Source organism: Nocardiopsis endophytica, from assembly GCF_027706725.1.
Classification (GTDB): Bacteria; Actinomycetota; Actinomycetes; order Streptosporangiales; family Streptosporangiaceae; genus Nocardiopsis_A; species Nocardiopsis_A endophytica.
The window spans coordinates 23645-35004 of record NZ_JAQFWQ010000077.1; the positions used below are offsets into that span (position 1 = coordinate 23645).

The following is an 11360-nucleotide window of genomic DNA, read 5'->3' on the forward strand; positions in this document are numbered from 1 at the left end:
TTTTTCCCGAGATCAACGCGGAGGGGGCGAGGGGGCACCGGGGTGGTGGCCGCCACGAGCGCGGGCGACCGCGCACCCTGCCCGCCGCGCCGCCGCCCGGACCGCCGGCGACCGGACGGACGGCAGATGGGGTCGGGGAACCGCCCGGCTGTCGCCGTCGCCGCCATCAGCGGTGACCACGCACACACCGGGTGGCCGACAGCGCTGCCTTGAGGGCCGCGGACCATTCCTCGTCGCTGCCCTCCGCCTCGCACCCCGTCGGCCCCCCGGCGGTCCGCCGGCGGTCCGACGGCGGCCCGCCGTCGGGCCGGGGACTGCGGGACGGGCCTACGCGTCCGCCTCTGCCTCGACGGTCGCTGACAGCCGTGTGTCGGCGTAGGAGCGGCCCACGAGGACGTCGTACGTTCCTGGGACGAGACGCCACGCGTGAGCCTCCTCGTCCCACACCTCCGCCGCGCGCTTGGGGACCGTCAGCAGCGCCTCGGCCGTCTCCCCCGGGCCCGCCTGTACCGTCGCGAAGCCCGCCAGCCAGCGGGCCGGACGGTCTCCCGGCTCATGCGGGGCCAGGTACACCTGCACGACCTCGCGCCCCGTGCGCTCACCCGCATTGGTCACGCGCACGCGCACCCGGGCCAGGCCAGAGTCGCCGCTCCCGGCCGCCTCGACCTCGACGTCGTCGTAGGCCCAGTCCGTGTACGTCAGGCCGTGCCCGAACCAGTACGCGGGCGCCGTCCCCGCGCGCTCCCAGGCCCGGTAGCCGATGAACACGCCCTCGTCGTAGTCCAGGTTCCCGTCGGTCGGCACGACGTCCCACACCGGCACGTCCTTCTCCTCCGCGGGCCAGGTGGTGGGCAGGCGCCCGCCCGGCTCCCGCTCCCCCAGCAGCACGTCGGCCAGGGCCGCCCCCAGCTCCTGCCCGCCGAACCAGGTGAGCAGCACCGCGTCGACGTCCTCACGCCACGGCATGAGCACCGGGGAGCCCGCGTTGACCACGGCCACCGTGCGCGGAGCGGCCTCGGCCACGCGCGCGACCAGCTCGTCCTGGCGGCCGGGCAGCGCCAGCGTGGTGCGGTCGAAGCCCTCGGACTCCACGTCCTCGGTGGTCGCGGCGATGACGACGGCGACATCGGCGTCGGCCGCCGCGGCGACCGCCTCGGCGATGAGGGTGTCGTCGTCGGCCGTCGGGTCGCCGTGGTTGAGGCTGAACCCGATGAAGGCGAAGTCGCCCATCGCCTGGCCGGTGGTGTGGAGGGTGACCTCCACGTGGACCTGCTCGCCCGCCACCAGTTCCGCGGTGGCCTCCCTCTGGGGCGGGTGCAGGAAGGCGGTCGCGGGGTCGGCGCCCTCGGGCTCGATCGTCCCGTCGAAGAGCGTCTCGCCCCCGACGGTGAGGACGAACCGGCCGATGCCCGCGACGGCGAAGGTGTGCGTCCCCGAGGTGGCCGGCGTGAACGTTCCCGAGGCGACGACCTTGGACAGCTCCCCCGGCACGACGCCTTCGGGGAGTTCGCCGATCCAGCGCGCCGTGCCGTCGGCGAGGGGTTCGGACGCGACCTGCACGCCGTCGGTGTCGTAGAAGGCGGCGGTCAGCGGCCCGGGAAGGGGCGGGTGGTTCTCCCTCGGGTCGGCGCCGACGCTGTAGGTCAGCTCCACGCCCTCGGGGAGGGCGTCGCGGAGCCCTTCCAAGGGCGTGACGGTCCGCTCGGCGAAGACGGTGGCGCTGCCGCCTCCGCTGGTGCGCGCCTCGGACGCGGCGAGGCCGATCAGCGCCACCTTGCGGATGCTTCCACCCTGGCCCTCGCCTCCGGCTCGGCCCACGTCCAGGGGCAGGGCACGGCCCTCGTTGCGGAGGAGGACGAAGGATCGCGTGGCAACCTCGCGGGCGATGGCGCGCCCGTCCAAGGGCTCGGGCAGTGCCTCCTCCGGCACGATGGGGTCGGCGCCGTCGAGCAGCCCTACGCGCGCGGCGAGCAGGAGCATCCGCCGCGCCATGGCGTCGACGGCCGCCTCCGGCACGCGCCCGTCCCGGACGGCGGCGACCAGCTTCGCGCCGTAGACCGTGTCGGGGCCCGGCATCGCCGCGTCGAGCCCGGCGAGGGCGTCGCCCACGGTGTCCCGGGCGGCCGTCCAGTCCGACACGATGAACCCGTCGAAGCCGAACTCGTCCCGCAGCACGGCGTTGAGCTGCTGGTGCTCGGTCATCGTGGTGCCGTTGACCTTGTTGTAGGCGGCCATCACGCCCCAGGGGCGGGCGTCGGCGACGATGTGCTCGAAGGGCGCCAGGTAGGTCTCGCGGAGCGCGCGCTCGCTGACGCGGTTGTCGACGGTGAAGCGGTCGGTCTCGGCGTCGTTGGCGACGAAGTGCTTGACGGTGGTGCCGACGCCGCCCTCCTGCACGCCCTGCACGTAGGCGGCGCCGATCACCCCGGTCAGGCGGGGGTCCTCGGAGTAGCACTCGAAGTGGCGGCCGCCGAGCGGGCTGCGGTGCATGTTGACGGTGGGGGCGAGGAGGACGTGCACGCCCTTGCGGCGGGCCTCCTGGGCGAGCAGGTGCCCGGCGCGCCGCACCACGTGCGGGTCCCAGGTGGCGGCGATGGCGGTCGGGCTGGGGAGCTGGACGGAGGGGTCGTCGGGCGTCCACCGCTCGCCGCGCACGCCGACCGGGCCGTCGGACATGACCAGCCGACCCAGGCCGATCTCGGGGGCGGGGGCGATCGCCCACATGGAGGCGCCGGAGAGCAGGCGGACCTTGCCCTCCAGGTCGAGCCGGGCGAGCGCCTCGTCGACGCGGCGCGCCCGCCGCTCCTGGGCCTCTCGCTCGTCGGCTCCGTCGGGTTCGGATGCGGGTGCGGGCATGGCGGCCCCCTTCGGTCGCGTTCTCTGTCGGCCCGGACGTGGCCCAGTTCACCTACCGAGTACTCGGTAGAACGATACGGTGCCGAGTGTAGGCCGCGCCCCCGGCGCGCACCAGACCCCTCGCCGGGGTAGCCTCGCGGCACCGCGGCAGGCGGCCGGTCGGCGGCGAACGGCACCGGCGGCCAGCGGCGGCCGGCAGGCGCGACGGAGAGGACTCAGGTCATGGGAACAGGGCGGGAACGGCGGCGCCCCGGCTATGCGCCGGGCGGGCGGCGGGACGCGATCCTGGACGCCGCGCTGGACGAGTTCGCGGCCGGGGGCTACAACGGCACGTCGCTGGCCAAGGTCGCCGAGCGGGCCGGGCTGACCCAGCAAGGGCTGCTGCACTACTTCCCCAGCAAGCAGGCGCTGCTGGTGGCCCTGCTCAACCGGCGCGACGAGATGGACGCGGCCGCCGCCGGGGACGGGCGCGTCAACCTGGTGGAGGTGGTGCGCCGCAACGTCGAGCGGCGCGGCATCGTGCAGGTGTACACGGTGCTCAGCGCCGAATCGGTCACCGAGGGCCACCCGGCGCAGGAGTTCTTCCACGACCGGTTCGACCGGCTGCGTGTGCGCCTGGAGAAATGGCTGCGCGACGAGCACGGCGACCGGCTGCCGTCAGGGGTCGCCCCCGGTGACGCGGCGTCCCTGCTCATCGCCGCGATGGACGGGCTGCAGACGCAGTGGCTGCACGACCCGGAGGCGGTCGACATGCCCCGGCTCGTCCAGGTTCTGGCCGACACCCTGGCGGCCCGCGCCAGCGACGCGGACTGACGTCCGAAGGCCCCGCGCGGTGGCCGGTGGCTACCGCCCCGCGAACGCCCTTCCCTTCCGCGCCGCCCAGGCGACGAGCAGGACGGTCGCCGCCGCCGTCCATCCCACGGCGACGGGCGCCGACAGCAGCCCGGACAGGGGCGGCGCGGCTGCGAGCACGACGGCCGTCGGCCCCTGGAGGTGCCACATGAGGACCTGGATCGGAGCGGAGTTGCCCATCGGCGACTCGTAGCCCGTCCACAGGTGGGCCGGGAGCCGTCCGCGGAACGCCCCGCCCAGGGCCCCGGCCACGATGGCCGGCAGCAGTGCCGCCACGGCCAGGCCGCGCGCGCCCACCAGCAGGAGGGCCGCCGCCACGCCGGGCACTGCCGTCAGCAGCAGCACGGCGAGCGGGACGCCCCCGTGCAGCAGCACCGCCGCCGAGGGCCGGTGCGGCAGCAGGAGGAGGCGCTGCGGAACAGCGGCGGTGTAGTCGGCCCCGACGAGGAGCGGCCGGACGGCGGCGTACAGCAGCAGCGCGGCGGCCACCGCGGCACCCGCCTGGAATGCGGGCTCCGTCCCGGCCCCCGCGGCGACGGCCACGGCGGCCAGGGCCGCGGCGGCTGCCGAGCGCACCGGCGCCATCGGGTTCCGCAGCAGCCCGGTCGCGTCACGCCAGAACACCAGGGCTCCGGGCCGCGACGGCGGACGCAGGCGCCACCGGGTCGAGGGGGCGCGTCCGGCGCCCTCCCGCAGCATGTCGTGGCTCCAGGTCGACTCGCTGAGCCAGAGGCCGTAGCGGATCGCGGCGTGCATGTCGGCGCGCGAGCGCAGGGTGCCGGCGGAAACGCCGCCCATCGTGCGCTCGACCGCCACCGCCGCCGGGACGACCACGGCCGCGGCCAGGCCGAGAAGGACCCACGGGCCGGTCGCCGCCAGGGCCGCGACCGGGGCGTCCCAGGGCCCCAGCGCGGAGGCGAACAGCAGGGCGGCCGCGGCCAGGGCGAAGGGCGCCAGCCAGGCCAGGACCCGGGCGCTCTCCGGGAAGCGGACGACGACCGCGCCGACGGCGGCGCTGCCCACACCCATCAGGCCCCCGGCCAGGATCGCGGGGGCGAGCGCGACCGTCCCGATCACCGCGGCGGCGGCCAGCCCGGACAGCCCGCCCACCGCGCCCCGGACGGCGTACGCGCGGAGCATCAGCGGCCGCATCAGGGGGCGGCGCGGGACGGGGAGCGCCAGGAGCCAGTCGACCATGGGGCGCTCGACCGCGATCGGCCCGCGGACCAGGGCGTCGCGGACGGACAGCCACAGGACCGCGAGCACCGCGAGCGCGACCGCCTCCGGGAGCACGGGGGCGACGCGTCCGGCCCACGCGGGCGGCTCGGGGGCGGCGAGCGTCGAGTCCAGCCAGGACAGGAACGACATCCCCGCCATGAGGGCGGTGAAGACGACGATGTAGACCGTGGTGGCCGTGCTCTCCTCCGAGCGGCCGCGGGCGGCCCGCCGGGCCCGGCGAAGGCGCCGGACGACCTCGTCGGCGGCGGCCGGGGGCGGGGTCGCGGCCGGGCCGGGGCCCGGGGGTGGGGCCGGGGCCGGCTGTGCGCTCACGACAGGTCCGTCCGCGCGTCGCAGACCCGCTCGGCGAGCGCGTCGTCGTGGGTGGCCAACAGGACGGCCGTCCCCTGCTCCCGCGCCTCCTCCACGAGGACGGCCAGCAGGTCGCGGGCGTCCCCGTCGAGGTGCCGCTCGGGCTCGTCGAGGACCGCCAGCCGTGCGGGCGGCCGGACCAGGAGGCCGGCGAGCATCATGAGCTGCTGCAGCCCCTTGGACAGCCGTCCCGGCGCCATGTCGGCGTGCCCGGCGAGGCGGCAGCGCTCGACGGCCCGGCCCACGAGGTCCGCGGCCCCGCCCCCGGCGCCGTGGCCGATGGCGGCCAGCTCCAAGTGCTCGCGCACCGTCAGGTCGGGGTAGAAGACCGCCTCGTCCAGGACGAACACGTCCCGGCGGAACTCCAGGTCGGCCTCGCGCGGAGGCTTCCCGCACACCCGCACCCCGCCCTCGTCGGGCGCTTCCCGCCCCGCGACGATCCGGACGAGCGTCGACTTGCCCGAGCCGTTGGCGCCGCGCACGGCGAGCCCGCCGCCCGCCTCCAGGCGCAGGTCAATGGGCCCGAGGACGCGCCGCCCGCCGTAGCGCTGTACGACACCGTCCGCTGTGAGTACCGGTTCCACGGCTCCGAGCATGCCAGCACGCGGGACCCCGGGGCGCATCCCAGCCGATGTCCTGACGCATCCCGCGCGTGGCGGAAAGGCCCCGGACGCCGAGGATTGAGAACATAGGCCGCCATGAACGGCCTTGAGATGATCCTGGTGCTTCTGGTGGGACTGGCCATCGGGGCGGCCTTGGGGTGGATGCTGGCGCGCAGCCGCACCGCCGAGTCCCACGCCCGCGCGCGGGCCGCCGAGGAGCGCGCCGCCTACATCGAGGAGCAGCTCGCCGACAAGTTCCGCGCGCTCTCCGCGCAGGCGCTCGACGACACCAACCAGCGCTTCCTGGAGCTGGCGGAGGGGCGCCTCAGGGCGGTGGGCGCCGAGGCCGGGCAGGACATGGAGCAGCGGCGGCAGGCCGTGGAGCGGCTGGTCGAGCCGCTGCAGCAGGCGCTGTCCAAGGTGGAGGGGCAGCTGCGCGAGGCCGACGCCGGGCGCAGGGCGGCCCACGCCGAGCTGGCCAAGCAGGTCGAGTACGTCAGGGAGGGGTCGGACCGGCTGCGCGACCAGACGCGCGCGCTGGTGACCGCCCTGCGGCGCCCCGAGGCGCGCGGGCGCTGGGGCGAGATGCAGCTCCGGCGGGTGGCCGAGATGGCCGGGATGAGCTCGTACTGCGACTTCGAGGAGCAGGCGAGCGTGCGCACGGACGACGGGGTGCAGCGGCCGGACATGGTGGTGCGGCTGGCCGGGGGAAAGAACATCGTCGTGGACTCGAAGGTGTCCCTGGCGGCGTACCTGGAGGCGGCCGAGACCGACGAGGAGGACGTGCGGGCCGAACGGCTGCGCGCGCACGCCCGGCACCTGAGGGCGCACGTCGACCAGCTCTCCGGGAAGGCGTACTGGAGGGCGTTCGACCCGGCCCCTGAGTTCGTGGTGCTGTTCATCCCCGGGGAGGCGTTCCTGGCGCCCGCCCTGGGGGAGGATCCGGGGCTGCTGGAGTACGCGATGGGGCGCAGGGTGCACATCGCGACGCCGACGACGCTGGTGTCGCTGCTGAGGACGGCGCAGTACGCGTGGCAGCAGGAGGCGCTGAGCGAGAACGCGCGCGAGGTGTTCGAGCTCGGCAAGCAGCTGCACGCGCGCTTGGCGACGCTGGGCGGCCACGTGGACGGGCTGGGGCGCGCGCTGTCCCGGGCGGTGGCCTCGTACAACCAGACGGTGGGGTCGCTGGAGAGCCGGGTCCTGGTGACGGCGCGGCGGTTCGAGCGGCTGGGGCTGGTGGAGGAGGAGCTGGAGGCGCCGCGCGGGGTCGAGGAGCAGGCGCGCCCGCTGGCGTCGGCCGAGCTGACGGCCGAACTCGCGGGGGATCCGCCTCACCCGGAACCGGAGGTTGCGCTGCCCGGAAACGGGCAGGAGGAGACGGAAAACGGCGCGGACCCGGCCCACGCCGAACTGTACGGCGGCGCCTTCGCACCCCCGGACCCGGAAGACGCGGCCGACACGGGCCCCGAGAAAGAGCACGATTATTCACCACGAGTGACACACTGAACACTGTGAGTCATATAAGGGAGCGTGCGGGCATGGCCACGCGGAACACGGAGTCGCCTGAGGACCCTCGGGCCCCTTTCTTCGTGCCTCCGCCGTCCCGCCGGCGCGGAAGCACCGACCCGGCCGCCGCGCGGTCGGCGTCCGGGAAGACGGCCACGCCGAAGGGCGGAAAGGCGAGGGCGCCGTCCCGCGCCCAGGGGCCCCGCAAGCAGGCCCGCGAGGCGCCTGAGCGCAAGAGGCGGCAGGAGGCGGCCCGGAAGGCGCCGCAGAGGCCTCACAAGCCCCAGAAGTCGAAGGCGGGCGCCGGGGCGGGCGGGGCTGCGGGTGGGGCCGCGGCCGGGGCGGCCGGGATCCGGCTGACCGGGCGCGGCGGCGTCCTGGTGATCATGGCGGCGAGCCTGTCGGCGGCGCTGACCGCCGAGGCCACCGGGTGGGGGTTCCTCAACGGGGCGGCGTTCGTGGTGGCCTGCGTCCTGGCGGCGCTGCTGGTGCGGCCGTCGGACCTGCTGGGGCTGACGGTGAGCCCGCCGCTGGCCTACTTCACGGCGGCGGTGGCGGCCGAATGCGTGCTGACGCTGGGCAGCACCGGCTTCGTGCGCGCGCTGGCGCTCGGCATGGGCACACGGCTCGCCGACATCGCGCCGTGGCTGTTCCTCGGCACCGCGCTGGTGCTGATCATCTCGGTGTTCCGCGGGCTCCCCTCCAACGTGCGGGACTTCAGCGACGAGCTCAACGGGCGCCGCCCGCGCGGCTGAACCGCGCCGTCGTCGGGGCGGGCCACCGGGAGCGATCATGGAAAACCGGTGTCGGCCTTCGGCTGGTCGCTGGCAGACTGCCCCGCATGATCCCGTTCTCCGATTTCGACACCCGCAGGTACCCGACCGTCGACGTGGCCACCGGCTACGGCGCCTGGGCGAAGACCTATGAGGGCACGGTCGAGGACCTGATGGACATCGACCTGCTGGAGCGCCTGAACGGCCCGGAGTGGGCGTCGGTGCGGCGCGCGGCGGACCTGGGCTGCGGGACGGGGAGGACCGGTGCCTGGCTGCGCGAGAAGGGGGCGCGGAGTGTCGACGGGGTGGACCTGACCCCGGAGATGCTGGCCATCGCGGAGGAGAAGGGGGCGCATGAGAGCCTCCGCGTGGGGGACGCGACCGACAGCGGGCTCGAGGGCGGGGCATACGACCTGGTCATCTCGTCGCTGATCGACGAGCACCTGGAGGACGTGGGCCCGCTGTACGCGGAGGCGGCGCGGCTGGCGCGGCCGGGCGGGTGGCTGGTGATGGTGACGTTCCACCCGCAGTTCATGATCACGACGGGGATGCCGACGCACTACACGGATGCCCGGGGGCGTTCGTTCACGATCGCGACGCACCTGCACCTGGTGAGCGACCACGTGAAGGCGGCGGTGGCCGCGGGGTGGCAGCTGAGGGAGATGCACGAGGGCGTCGTGGACGACCGGTGGGTGGAACTGAAGCCGAAGTGGGCGAAGTTCCGGAGCACCCCGGTATCTGCGGTGTACGCCTGGCAGAAGTGAGGTAGCCAGCCCAGGGCCCCGGTGGGGGCTGGGGGCGCGGCCGGGAACGAGGGCAGCCCCGCCTGTGCGGGGAGAGACCCTACGATCACACTCCCAGACGGCACCGGGGGTCCATCCCCGACAGAGCGGGGCACGGAGACCGTGGCCGCAGGAGGCGGCGAGCCGCCTGCCTGACCAGGCGGACAAGCGAGCCATGGACGTCGGCCCGACCTGAGCCCAGTTGACCGTGCACCAATTCAGGAAGCTGGGCCCACCCCCGCGCAGCAGGGAAGAGTGTCGTCCTCACGTTGGTCATGACCGTTCTCGGTGGTCCATCCCCGCGTTTGCGAGGCGCACGCCGCCCACCGCGCCGAGCGCCACACCATCGCCGGTCCATCCCCGCGGTGCGGGGCGCACGTACGTACCCGTACTTCGCCGTCGTGCTCTTCGGGTCCATCCCCGCGGTGCGGGGCGCACCCATCGCCCAGCGCTGTGGGGCGGGGATGGTCCGGTCCATCCCCGCGGCGCGGGGCGCACCTCTTTCTCACCTGGGACGACGCGTGGCGTTACCCATTTGCAATCGAATGCGGAACGTTCTTGTCCTCGTCTCGCCGCGCACCACTCTTGAGTTGTCCTCAGGCGAGTCTAGAACGGTGCGTCCGCCTCGCCCGAGCCGTTTCCGTTGCCCTCGGGGGCGTTCTCCTCCATGGCCACTGCCAGCTTCGCCCTTGCGCCCTCAAGCCACTGCTCGCACGTCTTCGCCAGCTGCTCGCCGCGCTCCCACAGGGCCAGCGACTCCTTAAGGGTCAACCCCCCGGACTCCAACCGGCGGACGACCGAGTCCAGCTCCTCGCGGGCCTCTTCGTAGCTGAGTTCCGGCTCCTCTTCCGCCCCCGTCTGCTCCGGGTTCTCCGCCTCAGCGGCCTCGGCGGTGCTGCTCTTCTTCGCCATGTCCCTCACTCGTCCCCGGTCTCGTTCACGCCGTCCGCGTCGCCTGAGCCGTCAGCGCCATCCGTGCCGTCCGTGCCGTCAGCACCGTCCAACTTGTCGCCCGCGGTCGCCTTCAGGCTGTCCTCCGCGAACCGCAGCCGCAGCTCATCGCCCTTGGACACCTCATCGGCCGAGCGGACCACTCCCCCGTCCGGCCCCTGCACGATCGCATAGCCGCGCGCCAGCGTCGTCGCGGGCGACAGCGCGTGCAAGCGCGCCCTCGTGTGCCTCAGGTCGTCGCCCGCCCTGTCCAGCGACACCGTCACGCACCTGCGCGCGCGGTCGCGCAGGCCCATCACCTGCTCGGTCAGCCGGTCCATCTCCTGCACCGGGTTGGCCAGCACCGGCCGGGAGCGCATGCCGTCCAGCCACGCCTTCTCCCTCGCCAGGCCGCCCTCGATCACGCGGCGCGCGCGGTGCCGCAGCCCCCGGATGAGCTCCAGCTGCTCCCCCACGTCCGGGATGGTCTTCTTCGCCGCGTCCGTCGGGGTCGACGCCCGCACGTCCGCCACGAAGTCCAGCAGCGGCGTGTCCTGCTCGTGCCCGATCGCACTCACGACCGGCGTGCCCGCCGCCGCGACCGCGCGCACCATCGCCTCGTCGGAGAACGGCAGCAGGTCCTCCAGGCTCCCGCCGCCGCGCGCGATGATGACGACGTCGACGCCGGGATGCCCGTCCAGCTCCTTCAGCGCCTCGGTCACCTCGCCGACCGCGCGGTCGCCCTGCACCGCCACCTCGCGCACCTCGAACCGGACGGCCGGCCAGCGGCGGCGGCCGTTCTCCAGCACGTCGCGCTCGGCGGCCGAGTCGCGCCCGCAGATCAGCCCCACCGTGCCCGGCAGGAACGGCAGCGGGCGCTTGCGCGCCTCGTCGAAGACGCCCTCGGCGGCCAGGGTCTTGCGGAGCTGCTCCAGCCGGGCGAGCAGTTCGCCCAGCCCCACATGCCGGATCTCCAGCGCCAGCAGGGAGAAGGTCCCGCGCGCCACGTAGAAGTCGGGCTTGGCGTGGATGACCACCCGCGCGCCCGGCTCCGGCACCGGCGTGGTGGCCTGCAGCACCCGCAGGGGGCACACCACGCGCGCCGACACGTTCGCGACCGGGTCGCGCAGGGTGATGAAGGCGGTGCCGCCGCGGCGGTTCAGCTCGGCGATCTGCCCCTCGACCCAGATGCGGCCGAGGCGCCCGATCCACCCGCCGACGGCCTGCATGACGACGCGCACCGGCTGCGGGGATTCGGGGGTGCTCTCCATACCCATGGGTCAGAGCCTAGAGGAGCCCACCGACCGTTCCCCTCGCGGCGAGCCGGGGCGGCGCCAGGGCGGTTCCAGGGCATCCCGGGACGGGCGCATCCTTGTTGATCTCGGGGAAGTCGGGCTTAGAGCCGGCGCGGATAGGCGGGCGGACCGCAGGGGTCCGGCCCCGCCGACTCCGCCGCCGAACGCCGCCCC

9 protein-coding genes are annotated in these 11360 nt (G+C 74.7%); 4 read left to right on the forward strand and 5 right to left on the reverse strand.

The window, feature by feature from the left end; translation table 11 throughout:
* Positions 1-327: 327 nt before the first annotated feature.
* Positions 328-2856, reverse strand: coding sequence for a glycoside hydrolase family 3 protein (locus tag O4J56_RS22405; protein ID WP_270688415.1), 2529 nt, complete (start codon positions 2854-2856; stop codon positions 328-330).
* A 222-nt stretch (positions 2857-3078) separates the two neighbouring features.
* On the opposite strand from O4J56_RS22405, the gene O4J56_RS22410 reads away from it, so the two are divergent.
* Positions 3079-3669: a TetR/AcrR family transcriptional regulator gene (locus O4J56_RS22410; protein WP_270688416.1), complete on the forward strand. Its 591-nt coding sequence runs from the start codon at positions 3079-3081 to the stop codon at positions 3667-3669.
* A gap of 30 nt (positions 3670-3699) precedes the next feature.
* Here O4J56_RS22410 and O4J56_RS22415 read toward each other — a convergent pair whose 3' ends face one another.
* The gene (locus O4J56_RS22415) at positions 3700-5259 is read right to left on the reverse strand and encodes a hypothetical protein (RefSeq protein ID WP_270688418.1); all 1560 of its coding nucleotides are present in this window, start codon (positions 5257-5259) and stop codon (positions 3700-3702) included.
* Positions 5256-5882 carry an ABC transporter ATP-binding protein gene (locus O4J56_RS22420; protein WP_270688419.1) on the reverse strand — a complete coding sequence of 209 codons (627 nt, stop codon included), beginning with the start codon at positions 5880-5882 and terminating at the stop codon, positions 5256-5258. Before O4J56_RS22420 ends, O4J56_RS22415 begins: the two co-directional genes overlap by 4 nt.
* 114 nt (positions 5883-5996) lie before the next feature.
* Between O4J56_RS22420 and O4J56_RS22425 the strand changes: the two genes are divergently transcribed.
* The 3 genes from O4J56_RS22425 to O4J56_RS22435 all read left to right on the forward strand — a co-directional run bounded on the left by O4J56_RS22425 (position 5997) and on the right by O4J56_RS22435 (position 8943).
* Positions 5997-7406, forward strand: a complete 1410-nt coding sequence (locus tag O4J56_RS22425; RefSeq protein ID WP_270688421.1) for a DNA recombination protein RmuC — start codon at positions 5997-5999, stop codon at positions 7404-7406.
* A 32-nt stretch (positions 7407-7438) separates the two neighbouring features.
* Positions 7439-8161: a DUF6542 domain-containing protein gene (locus O4J56_RS22430; RefSeq protein ID WP_408639161.1), complete on the forward strand. Its 723-nt coding sequence runs from the start codon at positions 7439-7441 to the stop codon at positions 8159-8161.
* An 86-nt stretch (positions 8162-8247) separates the two neighbouring features.
* The gene (locus O4J56_RS22435) at positions 8248-8943 is read left to right on the forward strand and encodes a class I SAM-dependent DNA methyltransferase (protein WP_270688425.1); all 696 of its coding nucleotides are present in this window, start codon (positions 8248-8250) and stop codon (positions 8941-8943) included.
* A gap of 624 nt (positions 8944-9567) precedes the next feature.
* Here the strand turns inward: O4J56_RS22435 and O4J56_RS22440 are convergent.
* Complete coding sequence (locus tag O4J56_RS22440) at positions 9568-9873, reverse strand: exodeoxyribonuclease VII small subunit (protein ID WP_270688426.1); 306 nt, start codon at positions 9871-9873, stop codon at positions 9568-9570.
* Positions 9874-9878: 5 nt separating this feature from the next.
* Positions 9879-11168 (reverse strand): exodeoxyribonuclease VII large subunit, encoded by a 1290-nt coding sequence (gene xseA / locus O4J56_RS22445; protein ID WP_270688427.1) that lies wholly within the window; start codon positions 11166-11168, stop codon positions 9879-9881.
* Positions 11169-11360 lie beyond the last annotated feature (192 nt).